26 protein-coding genes and 1 tRNA gene are annotated in these 22,301 nt (G+C 72.4%); 14 read left to right on the top strand and 13 right to left on the bottom strand.

The features are described from left to right. The first annotated feature begins 25 nt into the window (after positions 1-25). Positions 26-664 (top strand): TetR/AcrR family transcriptional regulator, encoded by a 639-nt coding sequence (locus ACP7TJ_RS06140; RefSeq protein WP_427762384.1) that lies wholly within the window; start codon positions 26-28, stop codon positions 662-664. Here the strand turns inward: ACP7TJ_RS06140 and ACP7TJ_RS06135 are convergent. After that, positions 661-1,122 (bottom strand): MaoC family dehydratase, encoded by a 462-nt coding sequence (locus ACP7TJ_RS06135; protein WP_093769019.1) that lies wholly within the window; start codon positions 1,120-1,122, stop codon positions 661-663. The two genes, ACP7TJ_RS06140 and ACP7TJ_RS06135, sit on opposite strands and share 4 nt — an antisense overlap. Positions 1,123-1,253: 131 nt before the next feature. Here ACP7TJ_RS06135 and soxR point away from each other — a divergent pair, with 131 nt between their 5' ends. Then, positions 1,254-1,730 (top strand): redox-sensitive transcriptional activator SoxR, encoded by a 477-nt coding sequence (soxR, locus tag ACP7TJ_RS06130; protein WP_093769018.1) that lies wholly within the window; start codon positions 1,254-1,256, stop codon positions 1,728-1,730. Positions 1,731-1,823: 93 nt separating this feature from the next. On the opposite strand, the gene ACP7TJ_RS06125 is transcribed toward soxR, so the two are convergent. Both ACP7TJ_RS06125 and ACP7TJ_RS06120 read right to left on the bottom strand, forming a co-directional pair. Continuing rightward, positions 1,824-2,426, bottom strand: a complete 603-nt coding sequence (locus ACP7TJ_RS06125; protein ID WP_093769017.1) for a hypothetical protein — start codon at positions 2,424-2,426, stop codon at positions 1,824-1,826. 465 nt (positions 2,427-2,891) lie between these two features. Further along, positions 2,892-4,148, bottom strand: a complete 1,257-nt coding sequence (locus ACP7TJ_RS06120) for an exo-beta-N-acetylmuramidase NamZ family protein (protein WP_266545066.1) — start codon at positions 4,146-4,148, stop codon at positions 2,892-2,894. A 184-nt stretch (positions 4,149-4,332) separates the two neighbouring features. On the opposite strand from ACP7TJ_RS06120, the gene ACP7TJ_RS06115 reads away from it, so the two are divergent. Next, on the top strand, positions 4,333-5,106 hold the full coding sequence (locus tag ACP7TJ_RS06115) for an SDR family oxidoreductase (RefSeq protein ID WP_320584410.1): 774 nt from the start codon (positions 4,333-4,335) through the stop codon (positions 5,104-5,106). 166 nt (positions 5,107-5,272) lie between these two features. After that, positions 5,273-5,866, top strand: coding sequence for a TetR/AcrR family transcriptional regulator (locus tag ACP7TJ_RS06110; protein ID WP_093769023.1), 594 nt, complete (start codon positions 5,273-5,275; stop codon positions 5,864-5,866). A gap of 89 nt (positions 5,867-5,955) precedes the next feature. Here the strand turns inward: ACP7TJ_RS06110 and ACP7TJ_RS06105 are convergent, their stop codons facing one another. Both ACP7TJ_RS06105 and ACP7TJ_RS06100 read right to left on the bottom strand, forming a co-directional pair. Continuing rightward, positions 5,956-7,170 (bottom strand): acyl-CoA dehydrogenase family protein, encoded by a 1,215-nt coding sequence (locus ACP7TJ_RS06105; protein ID WP_189911902.1) that lies wholly within the window; start codon positions 7,168-7,170, stop codon positions 5,956-5,958. Between the two features lie 6 nt (positions 7,171-7,176). Then, positions 7,177-8,199, bottom strand: coding sequence for a phosphotransferase family protein (locus tag ACP7TJ_RS06100; protein WP_266395893.1), 1,023 nt, complete (start codon positions 8,197-8,199; stop codon positions 7,177-7,179). Positions 8,200-8,396: 197 nt separating this feature from the next. Here ACP7TJ_RS06100 and ACP7TJ_RS06095 point away from each other — a divergent pair, with 197 nt between their 5' ends. Further along, positions 8,397-9,326: an NADP-dependent oxidoreductase gene (locus tag ACP7TJ_RS06095; protein WP_427762380.1), complete on the top strand. Its 930-nt coding sequence runs from the start codon at positions 8,397-8,399 to the stop codon at positions 9,324-9,326. Between the two features lie 108 nt (positions 9,327-9,434). Here the strand turns inward: ACP7TJ_RS06095 and ACP7TJ_RS06090 are convergent, their stop codons facing one another. The 3 genes from ACP7TJ_RS06090 to ACP7TJ_RS06080 are packed head-to-tail and all read right to left on the bottom strand — an operon-like array spanning position 9,435 to position 10,722. Continuing rightward, a complete protein-coding gene (locus ACP7TJ_RS06090) occupies positions 9,435-9,761 on the bottom strand; it encodes a DUF202 domain-containing protein (protein WP_427762378.1) in 327 nt (108 codons plus the stop codon). After that, positions 9,758-10,150: a YidH family protein gene (locus tag ACP7TJ_RS06085; RefSeq protein WP_167744414.1), complete on the bottom strand. Its 393-nt coding sequence runs from the start codon at positions 10,148-10,150 to the stop codon at positions 9,758-9,760. Before ACP7TJ_RS06085 ends, ACP7TJ_RS06090 begins: the two co-directional genes overlap by 4 nt. A gap of 17 nt (positions 10,151-10,167) precedes the next feature. After that, on the bottom strand, positions 10,168-10,722 hold the full coding sequence (locus ACP7TJ_RS06080) for an NUDIX hydrolase (RefSeq protein ID WP_390924418.1): 555 nt from the start codon (positions 10,720-10,722) through the stop codon (positions 10,168-10,170). A 259-nt stretch (positions 10,723-10,981) separates the two neighbouring features. On the opposite strand from ACP7TJ_RS06080, the gene ACP7TJ_RS06075 reads away from it, so the two are divergent. From ACP7TJ_RS06075 to ACP7TJ_RS06060, 4 genes are all read left to right on the top strand, one after another. Further along, complete coding sequence (locus ACP7TJ_RS06075) at positions 10,982-11,932, top strand: hypothetical protein (RefSeq protein ID WP_093769063.1); 951 nt, start codon at positions 10,982-10,984, stop codon at positions 11,930-11,932. Between the two features lie 51 nt (positions 11,933-11,983). Further along, positions 11,984-13,525: an APC family permease gene (locus ACP7TJ_RS06070; RefSeq protein WP_193460016.1), complete on the top strand. Its 1,542-nt coding sequence runs from the start codon at positions 11,984-11,986 to the stop codon at positions 13,523-13,525. Between the two features lie 82 nt (positions 13,526-13,607). Next, positions 13,608-14,369, top strand: a complete 762-nt coding sequence (locus ACP7TJ_RS06065) for a molybdopterin-dependent oxidoreductase (RefSeq protein ID WP_189911897.1) — start codon at positions 13,608-13,610, stop codon at positions 14,367-14,369. Continuing rightward, positions 14,353-14,976: a cytochrome b/b6 domain-containing protein gene (locus tag ACP7TJ_RS06060; RefSeq protein WP_093769060.1), complete on the top strand. Its 624-nt coding sequence runs from the start codon at positions 14,353-14,355 to the stop codon at positions 14,974-14,976. Before ACP7TJ_RS06065 ends, ACP7TJ_RS06060 begins: the two co-directional genes overlap by 17 nt. A 69-nt stretch (positions 14,977-15,045) precedes the next feature. On the opposite strand, the gene ACP7TJ_RS06055 is transcribed toward ACP7TJ_RS06060, so the two are convergent. Then, on the bottom strand, positions 15,046-16,443 hold the full coding sequence (locus tag ACP7TJ_RS06055) for a GntP family permease (RefSeq protein WP_093769059.1): 1,398 nt from the start codon (positions 16,441-16,443) through the stop codon (positions 15,046-15,048). 74 nt (positions 16,444-16,517) lie between these two features. Beyond that, entirely contained in the window at positions 16,518-17,036 is a 519-nt protein-coding gene (locus ACP7TJ_RS06050) for a gluconokinase (protein WP_093768520.1), read from the bottom strand. A 144-nt stretch (positions 17,037-17,180) separates the two neighbouring features. Between ACP7TJ_RS06050 and ACP7TJ_RS06045 the strand changes: the two genes are divergently transcribed. Further along, the gene (locus ACP7TJ_RS06045) at positions 17,181-17,882 is read left to right on the top strand and encodes a FadR/GntR family transcriptional regulator (RefSeq protein WP_093768519.1); all 702 of its coding nucleotides are present in this window, start codon (positions 17,181-17,183) and stop codon (positions 17,880-17,882) included. An 18-nt stretch (positions 17,883-17,900) separates the two neighbouring features. Here ACP7TJ_RS06045 and ACP7TJ_RS06040 read toward each other — a convergent pair whose 3' ends face one another. After that, a complete protein-coding gene (locus tag ACP7TJ_RS06040; protein WP_167744419.1) occupies positions 17,901-18,278 on the bottom strand; it encodes a YchJ family protein in 378 nt (125 codons plus the stop codon). A gap of 62 nt (positions 18,279-18,340) precedes the next feature. Then, positions 18,341-18,425: transfer RNA gene (locus ACP7TJ_RS06035), tRNA-Leu, on the bottom strand. Positions 18,426-18,622: 197 nt separating this feature from the next. Between ACP7TJ_RS06035 and ACP7TJ_RS06030 the strand changes: the two genes are divergently transcribed. The 3 genes from ACP7TJ_RS06030 (at position 18,623) to ACP7TJ_RS06020 (ending at position 21,270) form a co-directional block, all read left to right on the top strand. After that, a complete protein-coding gene (locus tag ACP7TJ_RS06030; RefSeq protein WP_093768517.1) occupies positions 18,623-19,948 on the top strand; it encodes a M20/M25/M40 family metallo-hydrolase in 1,326 nt (441 codons plus the stop codon). Between the two features lie 131 nt (positions 19,949-20,079). Further along, the gene (gene chpH, locus ACP7TJ_RS06025) at positions 20,080-20,313 is read left to right on the top strand and encodes a chaplin ChpH (RefSeq protein WP_006135972.1); all 234 of its coding nucleotides are present in this window, start codon (positions 20,080-20,082) and stop codon (positions 20,311-20,313) included. Positions 20,314-20,475: 162 nt separating this feature from the next. Further along, positions 20,476-21,270 carry a chaplin family protein gene (locus tag ACP7TJ_RS06020; protein ID WP_093768516.1) on the top strand — a complete coding sequence of 265 codons (795 nt, stop codon included), beginning with the start codon at positions 20,476-20,478 and terminating at the stop codon, positions 21,268-21,270. A gap of 76 nt (positions 21,271-21,346) precedes the next feature. Here the strand turns inward: ACP7TJ_RS06020 and ACP7TJ_RS06015 are convergent, their stop codons facing one another. Next, on the bottom strand, positions 21,347-21,535 hold the full coding sequence (locus ACP7TJ_RS06015) for a DUF5703 family protein (RefSeq protein WP_004933366.1): 189 nt from the start codon (positions 21,533-21,535) through the stop codon (positions 21,347-21,349). A 47-nt stretch (positions 21,536-21,582) separates the two neighbouring features. Between ACP7TJ_RS06015 and ACP7TJ_RS06010 the strand changes: the two genes are divergently transcribed. Next, positions 21,583-22,269 carry a hypothetical protein gene (locus ACP7TJ_RS06010; protein WP_176710893.1) on the top strand — a complete coding sequence of 229 codons (687 nt, stop codon included), beginning with the start codon at positions 21,583-21,585 and terminating at the stop codon, positions 22,267-22,269. Positions 22,270-22,301: the final 32 nt, after the last annotated feature.

The raw sequence follows: 22,301 nt of genomic DNA, 5'->3' as shown, positions 1-22,301 counted from the left end.
ACCCTGCCAGCGAATGGGGTGAGCGATGAGTACGGCGGAGGAGACGGCCGGCGGTGAGGCGCAGCCGTGGGGTGAGGTCACGCCCGACGCGGCCCGGCGGCTGCTGCTCGCCGCCGTGGAGGCCTTCGCGGAGCGCGGCTACCACGCCACGACGACCCGCGACATCGCGGGCCGCGCCGGGATGAGCCCGGCCGCGCTCTACATCCACTACAAGACCAAGGAAGAGCTGCTCCACCGCATCAGCCGCATCGGGCACGAGAAGGCGCTGGACATCCTGCGCACCGCGTCCCGCGGCGAGGGCACCGCCACCGAGCGGCTCGCCGACGCGGTCAGCTCCTTCGTCCGCTGGCACGCGCGCGGCCGCACCACCGCCAGGGTCGTGCAGTACGAACTCGACTCGCTGGGCCCCGACGCCCGCGCGGAGATCGTCGGCCTGCGCCGCCAGGTCGACGCCGAGGTGCGCGGCATCATCGAGGACGGCGTCCGCTCCGGCGAGTTCGACGTCCCGGACGTGCCGGGCACCACGCTCGCCGTGCTCTCCCTGTGCATCGACGTGGCCCGCTGGTTCAACGTCGACGGGTCCCGCACCCCGGAGCAGGTCGGCGCGCTCTACGCCGACCTCGTGCTCCGCATGGTGGGGGCCGGGAACACCGGGTCCGTCTAGAGGTAGTAGCGGGCCACCGACTCGGCCACGCACACCGGCTTGTCGCCGCCCTCACGCTCCACGGTGAAGGCGGTGGCCACCTGCACGCCGCCCGGCACCTCGTCCACGGCGCTGATCCTCGCGGTGGCGCGCAGCCGCGAGCCGACCGGGACGGGGGCGGGGAAGCGCACCTTGTTCGTGCCGTAGTTGACGCCCATCTTCACGCCCTCGACGGACATCAGCTGGGGGCCGAACAGCGGCAGCAGCGACAGCGTCAGATAGCCGTGCGCGATGGTCGTGCCGAACGGTCCCGCCGCGGCCTTCTCCGGGTCCACATGGATCCACTGGTGGTCACCGGTGGCCTCGGCGAACAGGTCGATCCGCTTCTGGTCGACCTCCAGCCAGTCGGTGTACCCCAGCTGCTCGCCCACCGCCGCCTTCAGGTCGTCGACGGACGTGAAGATCCTCGGCTCTGCCATGTCCCGGCCTCTCGCGTCACGTAGTCGCAGGCGCATCCGCGTGCGCATGCCTAAGCAACTGCTTAGCATGGTCGGCCGTGCGGCCCCTGTCAACGGACCGGCCGCCGGACGGGGTCGGTAGGCTTCGAGGAGTGCACCGGATTCCAGAGAAGATCCACGAACTCACGGTCGGCCAGCTCTCCGCCCGCAGCGGAGCCGCCGTGTCGGCCCTGCACTTCTACGAGTCCAAAGGGCTGATCCGCAGCCGGCGCACCCCCGGCAACCAGCGCCGCTACACCCGTGACACCCTGCGCCGGGTCGCCTTCATCCGCGCCGCCCAGCGCGTCGGCATCCCCCTCGCCACGATCCGCGAGGCGCTCGCCGAACTGCCCGAGGAGCGCACACCGACCCGCGACGACTGGGCGCGGCTCTCCGAGGCGTGGCGCTCCGAACTGGACGAGCGCATCCGGCAGCTGAACCGGCTGCGCGACCACCTCACCGACTGCATCGGCTGCGGCTGCCTCTCACTGGAGGGGTGTGTGCTGTCCAACCCCGACGACGTCTTCGGCGAGCGCCTCACCGGGTCCCGGCTCATGACCGAGAGCCGGAAGAAGGGATCCGGCGACTGACGGGGCGGGCGGCCGTTCCGCCACCCGCCCCTCGCTCGACCGGCGGCTGTCGCTCGTCGTTCGTCCTTCGTGTTGCCCTCGTCGGCCGCCGGGTCAGGCGGAGACCAGCAGCCTCGCGCGGCGGGACTCGGCGAGGGCCGCCGGGGTCAGCACGGGACGCGGGACCAGGATGCCGCACTCCGTGCACACCGGGCCCGCCGAGGGCTCGTGATCCAGGTCGTGGCGCCAGACGAGCCCTTCTCCCCCGCACACGGGGCAGGACGAGCCCGGCTCACGCTCCAGCGCGGCGATCAGCCGCCGCAGCACCTCCGCCAGGGGCTCCGTCGGGTGCACCCGCGGGTCGTCGCACCAGGCGACCCCGAAACCTCCCCAGGTCATCCGGTGCCAGTCGTCCACACTGCCGGGCCTGCGCAGACCGTCGTGCTTCTCCTTCCTGCGGCGCTCGGCGAACTCCACCTCGTACGCCAGCCAGACCGCCCGGGCCTCCTCCAGCTCGTCCAGTGCGGCCACGAGCCGCGCCGGGTCGACGGAGCGGTCCTCGGGATCGAACCCGGCCCGCGAGCACAAGTGGTCCCAGGTCGCCCGGTGCCCGTACGGGGCGAACCGCTCCAGGCACTTGCGCAGCGAGTAGCGCCGCAGCGCCAGATCGCACCGGGGATCTCGGACCTGTCTCGCCAGACTCCGGAAACCGGCCATCGTCCTGCACCTCCGTCACACCTGCACCTGTAATCCGGTCACTTCGGCGTCGTCGAACGGACGTCGCCGAATAGACGTGTCGGCATGCGATTCGGCTCCATCCTTCTTTCGACGGCCCCCTCAGCCGGCCGCGGGAGCGCCGTGCCAACTCCCTTTGCCCGCACTTCAGTTGTCGCCGTCGCGGGAATACCGGCGGTAACGGCCGCCCTTCGTCCCTCCCGGCGGAGGAACGGCCCTTTCCCGACGCTCTGAGAACTCCCCGCGGCTTCCACGGGTTCCTGAACACCCCGTCGATATGCACACCGATCACCGCTCACTCGGCCGAGAAGACCCGCACCACACGGCGCGGGGCGGTGAAAGCGCAGGTCACCGGGGTGCATGGGGCGGAAAAGGAGGCGTGAACGCGACGGCGGCGGACCGCCGTCACGCGATCCGCCGCCGTTGCCTGCCCTGGCCGGCAGAGACCTACCGGTAGAGCAGGTGCTCGCGCCGCTTCCGGCGGAACGCCGCCAGCTCGCTCTGCCAGCCGGCCACCACCTCGTCGGTGTCCGCGCCCGCGTCGATCATCGTGCGGACCTGGGTGGAGCCGGTGAGCTTGTCGATCCAGTTGTCCGCGCGCCAGGCGAAGCCGTCCCACGACCGCTTCGCCGTGACCAGCAGGCCGATGCCGGTCCGCACCGGGTCGAACCGCTCCCGGTCGTGCACATGCAGCTGCACGCCCCCGATGGTCCTCCCCTGGAACTTGGAGAACGTCGGCGCGAAGTACGCCTCACGGAACCGCACGCCCGGCAGGTCCAGCTCGTTCGCCGCGGCCGCCCAGCGCCCGTCGACGCCCTCCGCGCCCAGCAGCTCGAACGGCCGGGTGGTGCCGCGCCCCTCCGACAGGTTCGTGCCCTCGAACAGACACGTCCCCGAGTACACCAGCGCCGTCTCCGGTGTCGGCATGTTCGGGCTCGGCGGCACCCACGGCAGCCCGGACGCGTCATAGAAGTCCGACCGCTTCCAGCCCGACATCCGCACGGTCTCCAGGGCGACCGGCGTCCGAAGGAACTCCGCGTTGAACAGCAGCGCCAGTTCCGCCACCGTCATCCCGTGCGCCTGCGAGACGGGCTGCCGTCCGACGAACGTCGCGAACTCCTTGTGCAGCACCGGACCCAGCGCCGCCCGCCCGGACACCGGGTTCGGCCGGTCCAGGACCACGAAGGACAGGCCCGCGAGCTGCGCCGCCTCCATGCAGTCGAAGAGCGTCCAGATGTACGTGTAGAAGCGGGCGCCGACGTCCTGGATGTCGAAGAGGACCGTGTCCACGCCGGAGGCCGTGAAGACGGCGGCGAGGTCCTGGCCGCTCTTCAGATAGGTGTCGTAGACGGGCAGGCCGGTCGCCGGGTCGTCGTAGCGGCCTTCCGAGCCGCCCGCCTGCGCGGTGCCCCGGAAGCCGTGCTCGGGTCCGAAGACCGCGGTCAGGTCCACTCTGTCGTCGGCGTGCATGACGTCGACGATGTGCTGGACGTCGCGGGTGATGCCGGTGGGGTTGGTGACCACGCCCACCCGGCGGCCGTCGAGCAGCGCGTAGCCGTCCGCCGCGAGCCGTTCGAACCCGGTGCGCAGGGTGCGGCCGCCGCCGTGCGCCGGTCCAGGCCCGGAAGCGGCGGCGGCCGGCGCGGCGGAGGCCGCGACCGCGGCCGTGGTGGTGGCGAGCAGGCTCCGTCGGGACAGCCTCATGCGGTGACCTCCGTGATCGCGGTACATGCCAGGGCGGTACATGTCATGGCCACGCACGCTAGCGCGCCGGACCGCGCCGGGGAACGAGCCGGACCGACGACGCTCGCAATGCCCCTTCCTCCTGGCATACCGACCGGTTAGTCTGACGCGGTCAGGCGTTCGCGAGCCGCGTCGGAGGAGACCGATGGTGCAAGCCGTGCAGGGTGCGAAGGTGGTCGTCACGGGAGCCGGGGGCGGCATCGGAGCGGCGCTCGCCCGCCGTTTCGCCGCGCAGGGGGCGCGGGTCGTGGTCAACGACCTGGACGCCGCCCGCGCCAAGGCCGTGGCCGAGGAGATCGGCGGCCTCGCGGTGGCGGGCGACGCCTCCTCGGTCGTCGACGAGGCCCGCGACGCGCTCGGCGGGACGGTCGACGTCTGGTGCGCCAACGCCGGGGTCGGCCGCGACGGCGGGGAGCCCGGCGCGCCGCTGCGCGAGGAGGACTGGGCGCTGTCCTGGGACGTCAACGTGATGGCGCACGTCCGCGCGGCGCACGCCCTGCTCCCCGAGTGGCTGGAGCGCGGCAGCGGCCGTTTCGTCTCCACCGTCTCCGCCGCCGGACTGCTCACCATGATCGGCACCGCCCCCTACAGCGTCACCAAGCACGGCGCCTACGCCTTCGCCGAGTGGCTGTCGCTGACGTACCGGCACCGCGGGGTGAAGGTGCACGCGATCTGCCCGCAGGGCGTGCGCACCGACATGCTCGACGCCAGCGGCAGCGCCGGGGACCTGGTGCTGAAGCCCACCGCGATCGAGCCCGAGGACGTGGCCGACGCCCTGTTCGACGGCATCGAGCAGGACCGCTTCCTGATCCTGCCGCACCCCGAGGTCGCCGAGTACTACCGCGCCCGCGCGACCGACCCCGAACGCTGGCTCGGCGGCATGAACCGCGTCCAGCGGCAGTGGGAGACCACTCGCTGACGCACGCGCCGGCACCCGCCCGCACCCCCGCCGCACCGGGGGAGGAACCGGGCGGGGAGGCGGCGCCTGACGCGGCGGTTCCGTGAAGTGGGAAGATCTCCCGGCGGGGACGGCGTTCCCTGGACGCATGACGACCGACAGCAACACGGAAAGGCGGGTGGCGGCAGTGCCCAGAACGACGGACGGTGACGGGACCCCCGTGCCGCAGCGGCTGCTGGCCGCCGCCACCCGGCTCTTCGCCGAGCAGGGCTACGACCGCACCTCGGTGCAGGAGATCGTCGAGGCGGCCGGCGTCACCAAGGGGGCGCTGTACCACTACTTCGGCTCCAAGGACGACCTGCTGCACGAGGTGTACGCGCGCGTGCTGCGCCTCCAGCAGGAGCGCCTGGACCGGTTCGCCGACGCCGACGAGCCCATCGAGAAGCGGCTGCGCGGCGCGGCCGCCGACGTCGTCGTCACCACCATCGAGAACCTCGACGACGCGTCGATCTTCTTCCGCTCCATGCACCACCTCAGCCCGGAGAAGAACAAGCAGGTCCGCGCCGAGCGCCGCCGCTACCACGAGCGGTTCCGCGCGCTGATCGAGGAGGGCCAGCGCGAGGGCGTCTTCTCCACGGCGACCCCGGCCGACCTGGTCGTCGACTACCACTTCGGCTCGGTGCACCACCTGTCCACCTGGTACCGCCCCGACGGCCCGCTCAGCCCTCAGCAGGTCGCCGACCACCTCGCCGACCTGCTGCTGCGCGCCCTGCGCCCGTAAGCGGCTCCGAAGTCCCCGCACGGCTCCCGCGCCCCTGAACGGCTCCGGCTCGCCGGGCGCCCCGCGGCACCCGGCGAGCCGGTCCCCGCCTACCGGTACTTCTTCAGCTCCCGCCGGGCCAGCGACCGCTGGTGCACCTCGTCCGGGCCGTCCGCGATCATCAGCGTGCGCGCGCCCGCGTACAGCTCGGCCAGCGGGAAGTCCTGGCTCACCCCGCCCGCGCCGTACAGCTGGATCGCCCGGTCGAGGATGCCGACGACCGTGCGCGGAGTCGCGATCTTGATGGCCTGGATCTCGGTGTGCGCGCCCCGGTTGCCGACGGTGTCCATCATCCAGGCGGTCTTCAGCACCAGCAGCCGCAGCTGCTCGACCGCGACCCGCGCGTCCGCGATCCAGTTCTGCACCACGCCCTGCTGGGCGAGCGCCTTGCCGAAGGCGTCCCGGGACACCGCCCGGCGGCACATCAGCTCGATCGCCCGCTCGGCCATGCCGATCAGCCGCATGCAGTGGTGGATCCGGCCCGGACCGAGCCGCGCCTGGGCGATGGCGAACCCGCCGCCCTCCTCGCCGATGAGGTTCGACACCGGCACCCGCGCCTCGTCGAAGATCACCTCGGCGTGGCCGCCGTGGTAGTGGTCCTCGTAGCCGAAGACCCGCATCGCCCGCTTCACGGTGACGCCCGGGGTGTCGCGCGGGACCAGCACCATGGACTGCTGGCGGCGGATGTCCGCCCCGTCCGGGTCGGTCTTGCCCATCACGATGAAGATCGTGCAGTCCGGGTGCATCGCCCCGGAGATGTACCACTTGCGTCCGGTGACGACGTACTCGTCGCCCTCCCGCCGGATGTGCGTGGTGATGTTGGTGGCGTCCGAGGAGGCCACGTCCGGCTCGGTCATCGCGAACGCCGAACGGATCTCGCCCGCGAGCAGCGGTTCGAGCCACTGCTTCTTCTGCCGCTCGTCGCCGAACTGCGCCAGCACCTCCATGTTCCCGGTGTCGGGCGCGGCGCAGTTGGTGGCGGTCGGCGCGAGCTGCGGGGACCGGCCCGTGATCTCGGCGAGCGGGGCGTACTGGAGGTTGGTGAGTCCGGCGCCGTGCTCGGCGTCGGGCAGGAACAGGTTCCACAGGCCCTGCCGGCGCGCCTCCGCCTTCAGCTCCTCCACCACCGGCGGGTTCTCCCACGGCGAGGACAGCCGCTCCCGCTGCTCGTGCGCGACCTGCTCGGCCGGGTACACGTGCTCGTCCATGAAGGCGAGGAGCCGGGCGCGCAGCTCCTCGGTGCGCGCGTCGAACGTGAAGTCCATGTCTCGTCAGCCTTCCTGAAGGGTGGTCAGACCGTGCTCGATGAAGACCGGGACCAGATCGCCGATGCGGTCGAACCCGGCTCCGACCGTCTGGCCCAGCGTGTACCGGTAGTGGATGCCCTCCAGGATCACGGCGAGCTTGAACCACGCGAACGCCGTGTACCAGGAGACGGATGACGCGTCCCGCCCCGACCGTGCGGCGTACCGCTCGATCAGCTCGGCCGGCGTCGGATGGCCCGGGGCCTCGGCGGTGGTGGAGACGGGGGAGTCCGGCATCCCCAGCGGGCTGCTGTACATCACCAGCAGACCCAGGTCCGTCAGCGGGTCGCCCAGCGTGGACATCTCCCAGTCCAGGACGGCGCGGACCGACTCGTCGTCGCTGATCAGCGCGTTGTCGAGGCGGTAGTCGCCGTGCACGACGGTGGGCGCCGGGGAGACGGGCAGCTCACGGCCCAGCGCGGCGTGCAGCTCGTCGATGCCGGCCAGCTCCCGGTTGCGCGAGGCGTCGAGCTGCTTGCCCCAGCGCCGCAGCTGCCGGTCCAGGAAGCCCTCGGGCCGGCCGAAGTCCGCGAGCCCGACCTCGGCCGGGTCGACGGCGTGCAGCTCGACCAGCGTGTCCACCAGGTTCAGCACGGCGTTCCGGGTGCGCTCGGGACCCAGCGGGGCGAGCTGCTCGGCGGTGCGGTACGGGGTGCCCTCGACGTACTCCATGACGTAGAACGGCGCGCCGAGCACCTCCTCGTCCTCCCACAGCAGCACCGGACGCGGCACCGGCACCCCGGTCGGGTGCAGGGCGCTGATCACCCGGTGCTCGCGCTTCATGTCGTGCGCGGTGGCCAGGACGTGGCCGAGCGGCGGGCGCCGCACCACCCAGGTCGCCGCGCCGTCGGTGACCGTGTAGGTGAGGTTCGACCTGCCGCCCTCGATCAGCCGGCCGGAGAGCGGGCCGCCGAGCAGACCGGGCCGCTCGCGTTCGAGCAGCTCGTGCAGCCGGTCGAGGTCCAGTCCGGGCGGGTGGTCGGGGCTCATCGTCGCTCCTGTGGGCAGGCGGACAGTACCCGCCCATGATGCCGACCGGTCGGTATGCCGTCCAGACCGGGAGCGAAACGTGATCGGGTCCACGATAGGGGGAGCGCCCCTCGTCCGTCGGCCCCTCCGGTGGCGCGAATGGCGTACATCGGGCCATTCGGCTTGCACGCCGTGGGCCGGCCCCGGAGGGTCGACGCATGAAGGCGATCAGCTACGCACGGTACGGCGGCCCCGAGGTCCTCGAGTACGGCGAGGCCGACGACCCCAAGCTGGGCCCCGACTCGGTGCTCGTCAGAGTCCGGGCGGCGTCCGTCAACCCGGTCGACTGGAAGGCCCGCCAAGGTCACCTCGACGCGATCCTCCCGGCCGTCTTCCCGGTGATCCCCGGCTGGGACCTCGCGGGCGTCGTCGTCCGCCCCGGGCCCGCGGTCCCCGAGTTCTCCGAGGGCGACGAGGTGATCGGCTACGTCCGCGAGGACGTCCTCTCCTTCGGCACCTGCGCCGAGTACGTGGCCGCCCCCGTGCGCACCCTCGCGCCCAAGCCGCGCGCTCTCAGCTTCGAGCAGGCGGCCGGCATCCCGCTCGCCGGACTCACCGCGTACCAGGTGCTGCACCGCGTCCTCGGCGTGCGCCGGGGCGAGACCGTGCTGGTGCACGCGGCGGCCGGCGGGGTCGGCTCCGTCGCCGTCCAGCTCGCCGCGCACCTCGGCGCCCGGGTCATCGGCACGGCGAGCGAGGGCAACCACGACTTCGTGCGCGGGCTGGGTGCCGAGCCGGTGAGCTACGGCGAGGGCCTGGCCGAACGCGTCCGCGGCCTCGCTCCCGAGGGCGTGGACGCGGTCTTCGACACGGTCGGCGGGGACGCCCTCAAGGCCTCCGCGAACCTCGTGGCGCCGGAGGGCCGCGTGGCGTCGATCGTCGACCCCGGCGTCACCGGCTACGGCGGCGCGTACTGGTTCGTCCGCCCCGACCCCACGGACCTCCGCAAGCTGTCCGAACTGGCGGACCAGGGCGTCCTGACGATCCACGTCGAGGAGGCGTTCCCTCTGGAGCGCACGGCGGACGCCCACCGCCGCAGCGAGGAGGGCCACGTGCGCGGCAAGATCGTGGTCACGGTGCCGGAGTGACCCTCCCGGGGCTCCGCCCCGGACCAACAGCCCCTCCGGCGTTTGAGGAGCGGGGTCCGGGGCGGAGCCCCGGGTCGGGAAGGGAAAGGGCGGCGGGGGCGAGAACCCCTACCCCAGCACCACCCCCACCCCACCCCCCACCGTAAGAAGCACGCACACCACGACCCCCACCGCCCACCGCACCGCCAGCCGCTCGGGCTCACCCAGCCCCGCCAGCCCCCGAATCCGCCGTTGGGCGACCGCCAACACCCCCACCCACCCCGCACAGCACACCGCCCCCGCCGCCAGCACCCCCGCCGACGCCCCGCCCGCCAGCCCCGCCTTCCCCGCCAGCACGGCCACCACCGTGCTCGCCAGCGTCGTCCGCCGCCACGCCAGCCGGGTCCGCTCGGGCTGAAGCCCGGGGTCCCGCTCCCCGAGCGCCCCGGATGTCACGCCTCCCACCCCACCAGCACCACCACGACCATCACCACGGCCACCCCCGCCACCACCACCCCCAGCAGCGCCGGGAACCGCGACACGGGAAGATCCTCCCCCCGCCGCATCGCCCGCTCGCACCGCACCCAGTGGTTGACCGCCCGCAGCGCGCACAGCGCCCCCGCCGCCAGCAGCGCGAGGGCCAGTCCGACCCGCCACCCCCAGGGCAGATCGGGCAGGAACTGGTCGACCGCGAATCCGCCGCCGATCAGCGCGAGCGCGGTCCGCAGCCAGGCGAGGAACGTCCGCTCGTTCGCCAGCGAGAAGCGGTAGTCGGGCGTCTCCCCGTCGTTCCGCACCTCGGCGGGGGCGAACCACAACCGGACGTTCCGTACAAAGTCGATCACGGGGGCGACCTTACCGGTCAGGCCGGGTCCGTCCGCCCGGCCCGATACGCCCGCAACCGCTCGTACGCCGCGAGCCCGTCCGGCACCCACTCCCACGTACCGAGCCGCCGCTGCACCTCGTGCTCGGGCAGGAAGGCGTGCCAGGCCACCTCCTCGGCCTGCGGACGCACGTCCAGCTCGCAGCGCACCTCGTAGACGGCGGACCACCAGGTCCGGTTCCCGCCGTCGTCGTACAGGAAGGTGAACAGGTGCGAGGGGGCGGGCAGGCCGCTCACGCCCAGTTCCTCCTCCGCCTCCCGCAGCGCCGCGTCGTCGTACGTCTCGCCCGCCCCGACCACCCCGCCGACGAACATGTCGTACAGCGACGGGAACACCAGCTTCGCCGGGGTGCGGCGGTGGACGAAGATCCTGTCCTCCGCGTCCCGCGCCAGGACGAAGACGCAGCGGTGGCGCAGCCCCCGTGCGTACACCTCGCCGCGCGGGGCCTGCCCGGTCACCCGGTCGTGCTCGTCGACGACGTCGAGGATCTCGTCGGCGCTCATTCCGCTGCCGCTGCTGCCGCTCTCGCTCATACCGCCATCAAAGCAGCGTCCGCGCCGTCCCGGGCGCCGCCGACCTGCGCCGTCGGGAACCCGAGTTCGTTCACGGGCGACACAAGTTGCCCGTTCGTGACCGCAGTTGACGCGTGTAACGGCCCCGGTGCCCTTGACGTGGTCCGTTGGCTGACGGTTTGCTGTCCGTGATCAGCTCGTGGCGATCGGCAGCCGACCACTGCCACCGACCACCCGCCGTGAGCCGTATGACAAGAGAAGCGCGTGAGGAAGTTCCGCGGTGTCCCCACCCCCGCCTCCCCTCGGCCGTGCCCGCAAACGAGCGGCACAGGCCCACGACGAGGCCCTCGACGACGCCGAACTCGTCGCCGCGCGGGCCGCACTGGCACAGGGGCGGTGGCAGAGCACCCGCTCGCTGCTGGTCAGGACGGGGGACGACTGGGACCGCCGCGGACACCGGATCGCGGTGCTCGCGAAGGAGTCGTACTGCGCCGCGTGGGCCCGCGAGTGGCTGCTCGCCGAGCCCGACTCCGGTGATGCGACCGCGCTGCTGGCCATGGCCCAGGTACGGCGCGCCCTGCGCGGCAAGGAGAAACCGGCCCGGGTCCGCGAGGCCTGCCGCAAGGCCGCCGAGCAGCTGCCGCACGACCCGACGCCCTGGCTCGGGCTGCTGATGCTGGAGTGCTCCCTGGGCGCGGAGGGCGACGTCGTCCGCGTCTTCGAGCAGGTCCGCACCCGCTACGCCGACCACCACCACGCCCACCACCTGGTCGTCGGCTGGCTCGCGGAGCGCCGCGTGGAGGCGGGCCCCGACCCGCTGCACGAGGTGTACGACTTCGCGAACTGGGCCGCCGAACAGGCCCCCGCCGACTCACCGCTGGCCATCCTGCCCGTCATCGCGCACGCGGAGCGCTACCGCTCCCTCGCCGCCGCCGGGCACGAGCCCGCCGACCCGGCCGCCTCGGGCCACTGGGTCGGACGCCGCGCCCGGCAGGTGATGAAGGCGGCCTTCGACTGGTGGCTGGAGTGGGAGCACGAGGACCATCCGCGCCGGCTGGTCGACCTCAACTTCCTCGCCCACGCCAAGGTGTGCGAGGGCCGGGGAGCCGAGGCCGCCGCGCTGTTCCACCGCATCGGCGACCACGCCACCCCCGCCCCCTGGTCCTATCCCGACCGGGACGGCCTCACCGCCTTCCGTACCGCACGCGCCGCCGCCCTGGGCACGGCCTGACCCCACCCCGAACGCCCCCGTACCCACCACCGACCCAAGGACGGTCTCGAGATGACGACGGACAGTTCGAGCACCAACAGAGCCCCGGCCGAGGGGATCAGCACCTTCAAGGGGCGGGAACGGGCCCTGCGGGCCGACCGCCTCGGCACGGGGGGCCTGCTGCTCTCCGTGCTGGCCGCGACCGCTCCGCTCATGGTCGTCGCGGGTGTCATGCCCACCACATTCGCGGTGATGGGCATCGTCGGCCAGCCGCTGCTCTTCGTGGTCCTGGGCGCCGTCCTGGTGCTGTTCAGCCTCGGCTACGCCGAGATGAGCCGGCACGTGCACAACGCGGGCGCCTTCTACGCGTACATCTCCCGCGGGCTCGGCGGCACCGCGGGCGCGGGCGCGGCCCTGGTCGCCCTGGTCGCCTACAACTCCCTCCAGGTCGGCATCTACGGCATCTTCGGCTTCGAGGTCTCCGGCCTCTTCGCCACCTACGCCGACCTCGAGGTCGCCTGGTGGATACCGGCGCTGGCCGCCGCGCTCGCCGTGGGCGTGCTGGGCTGGCTGAAGATCGACGTCAACGCGAAGGTGCTCGGCGTCCTGCTGGTCATCGAGGTGCTGCTGGTCGTCGTCTTCGACATCGCCGCCGTCGCCGACCCCGGCCCGGAGGGCCTGTCGCTGCACGCCTTCAACCCCGACACCCTCACCGGCGCCGGCGTCGGCACCGCCCTGTGCTTCTGCATCGCGGCCTTCCTCGGCTTCGAGCAGGCGCCGGTCTACGCGGAGGAGACCAGCAGGCCGCACGTCCTGGTGCCGCGCGTGATGTTCCTCGCCGTCACCGGTGTCGCCGTCTTCTTCGCCCTCAGCAGCTGGGCCCTCACCGTGGCCACCGGCCCCGCCACGATCGTCCCCACCTCCCAGGAGCAGAGCGCGGGCCTGCTGTTCTTCCTCACCGAGGACCGGCTCGGCGCGGCCTTCACGGACGTGCTGCACGTGCTGTTCGTGACCGGCATGTTCGCCGCCATGCTCAGCTTCCACAACGTCGTCGCCCGGTACGCCTTCGCCATGGGCCGTGAGGGCCTGCTGCCCGCCGCCTTCGGCCGCACCACGGGCTCCAGCGGCGCCCCCGGCACCGGCTCCCTGCTGCAGACCGGCATCGCCGTCGTGCTGGTGCTGACCTTTGCGCTCACCGACGACAAGCCGGCCGGCGACCCCACCGCGCCCGTGCTGCACCTGTTCACCTGGGGCGGCAACATCGGCGCGCTCGGCGTCATCGTCCTGATGGCCATCGCCTCGCTGTCCGTCGTGGTCTTCTTCGTACGGCGCGGCGCCGCGGCCGCCCAGGCCTGGCGCCTGGCCACCTCGGCGGTGGCCGGAATCGCCCTCCTGGTGATCGCCGGCTACACGGTCAAGGACTTCGACGTGCTGGTCGGCGCGGGACCGGACTCCGCCCTGCGCTGGATCCTGCCCGGCGTCATCGGCCTCGCCCTCGTGGTCGGACTGGTCCAGGGCGCGATCCTGCGCGCCCGCGCCCCCGAGACCCACGCCCGCATCGGCCTGGGCAACGAGGCGTTCCAGCTGGACAAGGAGGCCGAGCACACCCCGTAGGACCGGCTCCGCCCCTTACCGAAGTCTGACGGGTACCCGCGTTCCCTGGTCCGTCCGGGGCCGCGGGTGCTCGAATGAGGGGGTGAAACCCGAACACCCCTCACCGGAGCCGGACGTCCCGGGCGCCGACGACCCGGACGCGCGCGGCACGCCCGTCGGCCGCCGCGTCCTGCTCGGCACCCTCGGCCTCGGCGCGCTCGGCCTGGCCGCCGCGCCCTCCCTCCAGCGTGGTCTGGAGTCCTTCCTCGCCGGCGCCGCGGACCGCGACCCCACCGGCCTGACCGGACTCCTCCCGAACGGCGGCGGCTTCCGCTACTACTCGGTCGCCGCCTCCGTCCCGCGCAAGGACGCCCGCACCTACCGGCTCACCGTCGACGGCCTCGTCGACCGCCCCGCCTCCTACACCCTCACCGACCTGAAGGCGCTGCCGCAGACCCGCCTGGTCCGCGACGTGCAGTGCGTGACCGGCTGGCGGGTGCCCGGCACCCCGTTCGAGGGTGTGCGGCTGTCCCGGCTGCTGGACGCGGCCGGGGTGCGTCCCACCGCCCGCGCGGTGCGCTTCACCTGTTTCGACGGGACGTACTCCGAGAGCCTCACCCTCGGCCAGGCCCGCCGCGCGGACGTCCTGGTCGCCCTGCGGATGCGGGACGAGGACATCGGCCACGGCCACGGCGGTCCGGCGCGGCTCTACGTGGCGCCCATGTACTTCTACAAGTCGGCCAAGTGGCTCTCCGGCATCACCGTCACCGAGGACGTCGAGCCGGGCTACTGGGAGGTGCGCGGCTACGACGTCGACGCCTGGGTCGGCCGCTCGAACGGACGCGACGATGCCCCCACGAGCTGACGCCCCGCCCGCCGCCGCGACCGTACGGCGTTTCGCCCCCGCCCAGCGATGGGCGCACCGCGCCACGGCCCTGCTCATGGGCGTCTGCGTGGCCACCGCCGCCTGCCTCTACGTCCCCCAGCTCGCCCAGCTGGCCGGCCGCCGCGCCCTGGTCGTCACCCTCCACCAGTGGTCGGGCCTGCTCCTGCCCGTACCCGTGTCGGCCGCCCTCGTCTCCCGCGCCTTCCGCGCCGACCTGGCCCGGCTCAACCGCTTCGGCCCGCACGACCGGGTCTGGCTGCGGGCCGCCCTGCGCCGCGACCGCCGTCCCGCGTCCCGCCCGGCCGGGAAGTTCAACGCCGGGCAGAAGCTGTACGCGGCCTGGATCGCCGGGGCCACGCTGGTGATGCTCGGCACCGGGCTGCTGATGTGGTTCACCCACCTCACCCCGCTGGTCTGGCGCACCGCCGCGACCTTCGTCCACGACTGGCTGGCGCTGACCGTCGGCATCGTCCTCGCCGGGCACGTCGGCATGGCCCTCGCCGACCCCGAGGCCCGCCGCGGTCTGCGCACCGGCTCGGTCCGCCGGGAGTGGGCCGAGCGCGAGCACCCCCTGTGGCGGCCCTGAACACGACGGCGGCCCGTGCGCCCCTCCCCTGGGGTGCGCACGGGCCGCCGTGAGCCGAGCCGGACCCGGCTAGATGATCAGGGACAGCAGGAGCACCAGCGCCCCCGCGACCACCGAGATGATCGTCTCCATGATCGACCAGGTCTTGATCGTCTGGCCGACGTTCAGGCCGAAGTACTCCTTCACCAGCCAGAAGCCGGCGTCGTTGACATGGCTGAAGAACAGCGAACCGGCGCCGATGGCCAGCACCAGCAGCGCGGCGTGCGTGGTCGACATGTCGGCCGCGAGCGGCGCGACCAGACCGGCCGCCGAGACGGTCGCTACGGTCGCCGAGCCCGTCGCCAGCCGGATCGCCACCGCGATCAGCCAGGCCAGCAGCAGCGCCGGGATCGACCAGTCCTCGGAGATGTCCAGGATCATCCGGCCCACGCCTGTGTCGATCAGCGTCTGCTTGAAGCCGCCGCCCGCGCCGACGATCAGCAGGATGCCCGCGATCGGCGCCAGGCTCTTCTCCACCAGGGAGGAGATCCGCTCCCGGCTGAAGCCGGCGGGCATGCCGAGGGTGAAGATGCCGACCAGCACGGCGGCGAGCAGCGCGATCAGCGGGGAGCCGATCACGTCGAAGACGCGCTGCACGTCGTGCTCGGGGTCGTCGATCACGATGTCGACCAGCGCCTTGGCGAGCATCAGCACGACCGGCAGCAGGATCGTGGCCAGCGTCGCGCCGAAGCCGGGGCGCCGCTCCAGGTCCTCGGAGGGACGCTGCGGGATCATCCGCTCCGGCGCCGGGACGTCCACCCAGCGGGCGGCGTACTTGGAGAACAGCGGACCGGCGATGACCACGGTGGGGATGGCGACGAGCACGCCGAGCGCCAGCGTCACACCGAGGTTGGCGCCGACCGCGTCGATGGCGACCAGCGGGCCGGGGTGCGGCGGGACCAGGCCGTGCATCACGGACAGACCGGCGAGGGCCGGGATGCCGATGCGCATGAGCGAGTAGTTGCCGCGCTTGGCGACCATCAGCACCACCGGGATCAGCAGCACCACGCCGACCTCGAAGAACAGCGGCAGACCGATGACCGAGGCGATCAGCACCATGGCCCACGGCATGGAGCGGCCGCCGGCCTTCGCGAGGATGGTGTCGACGATCTGGTCGGCGCCGCCGGAGTCGGCGAGCATCTTGCCGAGGATCGCGCCGAGCGCGATCAGCACGCCCACGCCGGCGACGGTGGAGCCGAGCCCGGTGCTGAAGCTGGTGATGACCTTGTCCAGCGGCGCGCCGGCGAAGGCGCCGAGCGCCAGTGACCCGATGGTCAGCGACAGAAAGGCGTGCAGTTTGAACTTGGTGATGAGCAGGACGATGACGGCTATGCCCGCCAGGACGGCGATGCCCAGCTGAGCGTGGCCGGCCGAGGTGATCGGCTCGGGTACGTCCGCTGCCAGCATCTCGACGCTGAGTCTGGTCACGGTGGATCCCTAGGGTGTACGGGGTCGGGGGAGAGTGCGGCCCCGGGGGAGAGGGGGCCGGTGGGGGGTGGGTCCTACGGGGTGGGCTCGGAGAGCGACGTCAGGGCGGCGGCCGCCCGTTCCGTGATCTCCTCGGGGCGGCCCGTCACGTTCACGGCGACCCCGGCCTCGTCCGGCTCCAGCGGCTGGAGCGTGGCGAACTGGGAGTCGAGCAGTGCCGTGGGCATGAAGTGCCCCTGCCGGTGCGACATCCGGTCCTCGATGAGGGCGCGGTCGCCGGTGAGGTGCACGAAGACCACGCCGGGCGCGGCGGCCCGCAGCCGGTCGCGGTACGACCGCTTCAGCGCCGAGCAGCTGACCACGCCGCCCAGACCCGCGCGCCCCTGCGCCCAGTCGCCGATGGCGTCCAGCCAGGGCCACCGGTCGTCGTCGGTGAGCGGGGTGCCCGCCGACATCTTGGCGATGTTGCTCTGCGGGTGGAAGTCGTCGCCCTCGGCGTACGGAACGCCGAGGCGGGCCGCGAGCAGAGGACCGATGGTGGTCTTGCCCGTTCCGGCGACGCCCATGACCACGACGACCTGGGGGGTGTTCATCGCTGCCTCACTGTCTGCTGTCCTCGTCGACACCTTGCCGATGACGCCGACGGCAACTGAAACTTATAAGTACGACAACTTCAAGAGGCTGTGATGAATAAGTCTGACTTTTTAGGGGAGTGATCCGCCCCGTACTCTGAGTGCATGAGCACCACGGGCCGGGGGCTGCACGGCCGCGTACTGGACACCCTCGGCCCCGAGATCACCGCAGGCGAGTATCCGCCCGGCAGTGTGCTGCGCACCGACGAGCTCGCCCAGCGTTTCGACGTGTCGCGCTCCGTGATGCGCGAGGTGGTCCGCGTCCTGGAGTCCATGCACCTGGTCGAGTCCCGCCGCCGCGTCGGCGTCACGGTCCTCCCGTCCCGCGAGTGGAACGTCTACGACCCGCAGGTCATCCGCTGGCGCCTGGCCGGCGCCGACCGCCCCCGCCAGCTGCGCTCGCTGACCGTGCTGCGCTCCGCGATCGAACCGGTCGCGGCGGGCCTCGCCGCACGCAACGCCACGGCCGAGCAGTGCGCCGAACTCACCGAGTGCGCCCTGGGGATGGTCGCCCACTCACGCGGCCACAAGCTGGAGGGCTACCTCTTCCACGACGTGGCGTTCCACCGCGTCATCCTGACCGCCTCCGGCAACGAGATGTTCGCCCGCCTCGGCGACGTGGTCGCGGAGGTGCTGGCCGGACGCACCCACCACGACGTGATGTTCGAGGACCCCGACCCGGCCGCCGTCACCCTCCACGTCCAGCTCGCCGAGGCCGTCCGCGCCCGCGACGCAGCCCGCGCGGAGAAGCTCACCCGCGAGATCACCGAGGGAGCCCTCCAGGAACTCGACATCCTGGCGCCCTGACCGGCCCTGGTCAGAACCTCAGCTCAGGAAGTCCCCGTCGACGTACACCCAGGCCCCGTCGACCCGCTCGAAGCGGCTGCGCTCGTGCAGGGAGCCGCCCCGGTACGAGGCGCGGAAGGTCACCGTGCCGGTGGAGTGGAAGGCGGAGCCGTCCTCCGTGGCCAGGATCTCCAGCCCCGTCCACCGCATCCCCGGGTCGAGGTCGAGCCGGGCCGGCCGGGTCCGCGGATGCCACGTCCGCAGCAGGTACGCCCCGTCCCGCCGGACGAACGCCGCGTACCGCGACCGCATCAGCCGCTCCGCCGTCGGTGCGGAGGCCGCGCCGCCGTGGAAGCGGCCGCAGCACTCCTCGTAGGCCTCGGGGAGGCCGCAGGGGCAGGGCGTGCGAGACGTCATGGGGCACCTTCCGTACAACGCCCGAGGGCCGCGACCTCGCGGTCGCGGCCCTCAGTTCCCAGTGTCCGAGGGGGGACTTGAACCCCCACGCCCGATAAAGGGCACTAGCACCTCAAGCTAGCGCGTCTGCCATTCCGCCACCCGGACAAGGTGTCTGTCGCGCGGGTTTCCCCCCGCGGCGACGACATAAACATTACCAGGTGTTCCGGGGTGGCCGATCACCCCCGGCGCGCCGCCGCGTGAACGGCGTGTGACGGGGCGGGGCGGGTCTTGGGGCCGGCCGCCGGGAGGGGGAGGATGGAGGAGGACCGACCAGCGGGAACACCAGCAGCGGGAGGAAGCACGTGAGCGAGACGGACCCGGCCAAGGGCGTCACCGGTGAGGACGAGGTCGTGGACCTCTGCCGCGAGCTGATCCGGATCGACACCAGCAACTACGGCGACCACTCCGGCCCCGGCGAGCGCAAGGCGGCCGAGTACGTCGCCGAGAAGCTCGCCGAAGTCGGCCTGGAACCGCGGATCTTCGAGTCCCACCCGGGACGCGCCTCCACCATCGCGCGGATCGAGGGCGAGGACCCGTCGCGGCCCGCCCTGCTCATCCACGGCCACACCGACGTCGTGCCCGCCAACGCGGACGACTGGACCCACCACCCGTTCTCCGGCGAGATCGCCGACGGGTGCGTGTGGGGGCGCGGGGCCGTCGACATGAAGGACATGGACGCGATGACCCTCGCGGTCGTCCGCGACCGCATGCGCAGCGGCCGCAAGCCCCCGCGGGACGTCGTCCTCGCCTTCCTCGCCGACGAGGAGGCCGGCGGCACGTACGGCGCCAAGCACCTGGTGCACCGGCACCCCGAGCTGTTCGAGGGCGTCACGGAGGCGATCGGCGAGGTCGGCGGCTTCTCCTTCACCGTCAACGAGAAGCTGCGCCTCTACCTCGTCGAGACCGCCGAGAAGGGCATGCACTGGATGCGGCTCACCGTCGACGGCACCGCCGGCCACGGCTCGATGACCAACGACGACAACGCCATCACCGAGCTGTGCGAGGCCGTCGCCCGCCTCGGCCGCCACACGTGGCCGGTCAGGGTCACCAAGACCGTCCGCGCCTTCCTGGACGAGCTGTCCGACGCGCTCGGCACCGAGCTCGACCCGGAGAACATGGACGAGACCCTCGCCAAGCTGGGCGGCATCGCCCGCATGATCGGCACCACCCTGCGCAACTCGGCGGCGCCCACCCAGCTCGGCGCCGGCTACAAGGTCAACGTCATCCCCGGCCAGGCCACCGCGCACGTCGACGGCCGCTTCCTGCCCGGCTACGAGGAGGAGTTCCTCGCCGACCTCGACCGCATCCTCGGCCCGCGCGTGCGGCGCGAGGACGTGCACTCCGACAAGGCGCTGGAGACCGACTTCGACGGCCGGCTCGTCGACGCCATGCAGACCGCGCTGAGCGCCGAGGACCCGATCGCGCGCGCCGTGCCCTACATGCTCTCCGGCGGCACCGACGCCAAGTCCTTCGACGACCTCGGCATCCGCTGCTTCGGCTTCGCGCCGCTGAAGCTGCCGCCGGAGCTGGACTTCGCGGGCATGTTCCACGGCGTGGACGAGCGGGTGCCGGTGGACGGTCTCAAGTTCGGCGTCCGTGTGCTCGACCGGTTCCTGGACGCGTCCTGAGAATCGTGCAGGCGTGCGGAGTTGACCGGGAAGAGTGAATGCGACCATAAGCTCGTAGCCTCATTACTTCCTCCTCGTTACCCGTGATGTGATCCGCGACTTTGGATCACCTTGCCAACAAGGAGGAATACATGCTCAAGAAGGTCGTCGCTGTCGCGGCCGCCACCGGTGGTCTGGTTCTCGCGGGCGCGGGCATGGCCGCTGCCGACTCGGGCGCCCAGGGTGCCGCCGTGCACTCCCCGGGCGTCCTGTCCGGCAACGTCGTGCAGGTGCCGGTTCACGTGCCCGTGAACGTCTGCGGCAACACGATCTCCGTGATCGGGCTGCTGAACCCCGCCTTCGGCAACACCTGCGTCAACGCGTGATGTCGTGTCTCGCCCTCTAGGCAACGCCCGCTGAGGGTTCGAGCCGTCGGCCCCGGAGCGCGCGCCATGTGCTCCGGGGCCGACCGGTTCCTCATTCGTCGAGAATCCGGGACGCGGCAGGCGCCGTCTCCCGGCAGCAGGTCCGAGGACAGGAATTCAGCAATGCGACAGGTCACCCGCAAGGGCTTGATGACCATGGCCGCCGCCACCGGTGTGCTCGCCGCCGCGGGCGGCGCCGCCGCCCACGCCGACTCCGGTGCGACGGGCGGGGCCAAGGGCTCGCCGGGCGTGCTCTCCGGCAACGTGGTGCAGGCGCCGGTGCATGTGCCGGTCAACGTCTGCGGCAACACGGTCAACGTCGTCGGGGTCCTCAACCCGGCGGTCGGCAACGCCTGCGCCAACAAGGGCGGCTCCGGCCACCACGGCGGCGCGCACGCCCACGGCACGGCGAGCGACTCGCCCGGCGTGGCCTCCGGCAACGTGGTGCAGGCGCCGGTGCACGTGCCGGTGAACGTCTGCGGCAACAGCGTCGATGTCATCGGCGTGGGCAACGGGGCGGCCGGCAACGACTGCGCCAACACGGGGCACGACGGGGGTCACCCGGGCGAGCCCGGTGAGCCGGGCAACCCGGGGGAGCCGGGAGAGCCCGGTCAGCCCGGTGAGCCGGGGAACCCTGGAGAGCCCGGTAACCCGGGGGAGCCCGGCAACCCTGGAGAGCCCGGTAACCCGGAGGAGCCCGGCAACCCCGGCGAGCCGGGGAACCCGGGTGAACCCGGTACGCCTGGCACGCCCAGCACTCCGGACACCCCCTCCACCGGCAACCAGCCGGGCCCGCAGGGCGACGCGCAGCTCGCCGAGACCGGCAGCGGACTGCCGCTCGGCCTCGTGCTGCCGGCCGGCGCGGGTGCGCTGCTCGCCGGCAGCATCCTGTACCGCAGGGCGCGCGCCGCGGCGTGATCTCGGACACACGGAGCGGACCCCGCGAGGACGCGGGGTCCGCTCCGCCTGTTGACTCCGGTCGGGCGCGCGCAGCTCACCAGGTGGCGCGCACCTGGCGGATGATCCGCCGCCGCAGCCGCACCCTGCGGCTGCCGTCACGCATCAGCGTCAGGCGGTACAACTCCCAGTGACCGTACTCGGCATGGTCCGTCAGCAGACGCGCCGTCTCCTTGCGGGAGACCCCGCGCGGCACGTACACGTCGACAAATTCGTATTCCGGCATCGCATCTATTGTGCGGGCCGGGCCCCGGTACGGATAGCGTCTGCACTATGTCTGATGCTGCGCAGCCCACCGCTGCCGAGGTACGTGCCGCCGCCGAGGCGGTGAAGACCGCGCTCGACCGCCACCTGGCCGCGGTCGAGAGCCGGTCGGGTGACGACGACCCGGCCGTCTACGAGGCCTTCAACCAGCTGGCCGCGGCCGCGGAGACGTACGACGAACTGCTCTACGACCGTTACGACGAGGTCACGCCCTTCGAGATCCCCGGTACCGAGGAGGCCCTGCCCCCGTACGCCGGCCCCGAGGAGCCGAACGCCCTCAGCGTGCTGATCCGCCGCGACTACGCCGTCGCCGAGCCACAGCGGCTGCTGGCGCACGCCCAGCGGATCGAGGAGGCGGACGACGAGGGTTCGGAGGCCTCCCGCACCGTCCACGGCGCGCTGGGCCTGCTGTTCGGGGAGTACGAACCGGACGAGATCGCCTCCCGGCACAAGGAGTTCGGCCTGGAGGAGGGCGACTCCACGCTCTGGGTGACGGCATCGGACGAGATTCCGGACCCCGGCGAGTGGCTCGAGGCCCCCTTCGAGCAGGTGGACCCCGAGGCGGTGGTGTGCCGCTTCGACGTCAGCGCCGTCTTCGACGACGACGGAGACGACGAAGAGGACGACGACGACCTGGAAACGGTCCTGGCCCCCGACACGGACGAGGACCTGGAACCCCTGGACGCAGACCGCTGACCTACGCCGACGGCGGCGGCACCCCCGCGGGG

The sequence above is a fragment of the Streptomyces sp. DSM 41931 genome (assembly GCF_050271085.1).
GTDB classification, from domain to species: Bacteria; Actinomycetota; Actinomycetes; order Streptomycetales; family Streptomycetaceae; genus Streptomyces; species Streptomyces albogriseolus.
Note: the sequence above shows the minus strand (reverse complement) of the source record. Positions and strands in the feature narration are given on the sequence as shown.

Coding starts and splice junctions, on each gene's coding strand:
- ACP7TJ_RS06070 (WP_193460016.1), top strand. CDS start 11,984: ATGACGACGGACAGTTCGAGCACCAACAGAGCCCCGGCCGAGGGGATC.
- ACP7TJ_RS06015 (WP_004933366.1), bottom strand. CDS start 21,535: ATGCCGGAATACGAATTTGTCGACGTGTACGTGCCGCGCGGGGTCTCC.
- ACP7TJ_RS06100 (WP_266395893.1), bottom strand. CDS start 8,199: ATGAGCCCCGACCACCCGCCCGGACTGGACCTCGACCGGCTGCACGAG.
- ACP7TJ_RS06120 (WP_266545066.1), bottom strand. CDS start 4,148: ATGAGGCTGTCCCGACGGAGCCTGCTCGCCACCACCACGGCCGCGGTC.
- chpH (WP_006135972.1), top strand. CDS start 20,080: ATGCTCAAGAAGGTCGTCGCTGTCGCGGCCGCCACCGGTGGTCTGGTT.
- ACP7TJ_RS06045 (WP_093768519.1), top strand. CDS start 17,181: ATGAGCACCACGGGCCGGGGGCTGCACGGCCGCGTACTGGACACCCTC.
- ACP7TJ_RS06040 (WP_167744419.1), bottom strand. CDS start 18,278: ATGACGTCTCGCACGCCCTGCCCCTGCGGCCTCCCCGAGGCCTACGAG.
- ACP7TJ_RS06020 (WP_093768516.1), top strand. CDS start 20,476: ATGCGACAGGTCACCCGCAAGGGCTTGATGACCATGGCCGCCGCCACC.
- ACP7TJ_RS06140 (WP_427762384.1), top strand. CDS start 26: ATGAGTACGGCGGAGGAGACGGCCGGCGGTGAGGCGCAGCCGTGGGGT.
- ACP7TJ_RS06010 (WP_176710893.1), top strand. CDS start 21,583: ATGTCTGATGCTGCGCAGCCCACCGCTGCCGAGGTACGTGCCGCCGCC.
- ACP7TJ_RS06050 (WP_093768520.1), bottom strand. CDS start 17,036: ATGAACACCCCCCAGGTCGTCGTGGTCATGGGCGTCGCCGGAACGGGC.
- ACP7TJ_RS06135 (WP_093769019.1), bottom strand. CDS start 1,122: ATGGCAGAGCCGAGGATCTTCACGTCCGTCGACGACCTGAAGGCGGCG.
- ACP7TJ_RS06115 (WP_320584410.1), top strand. CDS start 4,333: ATGGTGCAAGCCGTGCAGGGTGCGAAGGTGGTCGTCACGGGAGCCGGG.
- ACP7TJ_RS06080 (WP_390924418.1), bottom strand. CDS start 10,722: ATGAGCGAGAGCGGCAGCAGCGGCAGCGGAATGAGCGCCGACGAGATC.
- ACP7TJ_RS06060 (WP_093769060.1), top strand. CDS start 14,353: ATGCCCCCACGAGCTGACGCCCCGCCCGCCGCCGCGACCGTACGGCGT.
- ACP7TJ_RS06095 (WP_427762380.1), top strand. CDS start 8,397: ATGAAGGCGATCAGCTACGCACGGTACGGCGGCCCCGAGGTCCTCGAG.
- ACP7TJ_RS06125 (WP_093769017.1), bottom strand. CDS start 2,426: ATGGCCGGTTTCCGGAGTCTGGCGAGACAGGTCCGAGATCCCCGGTGC.
- ACP7TJ_RS06105 (WP_189911902.1), bottom strand. CDS start 7,170: ATGGACTTCACGTTCGACGCGCGCACCGAGGAGCTGCGCGCCCGGCTC.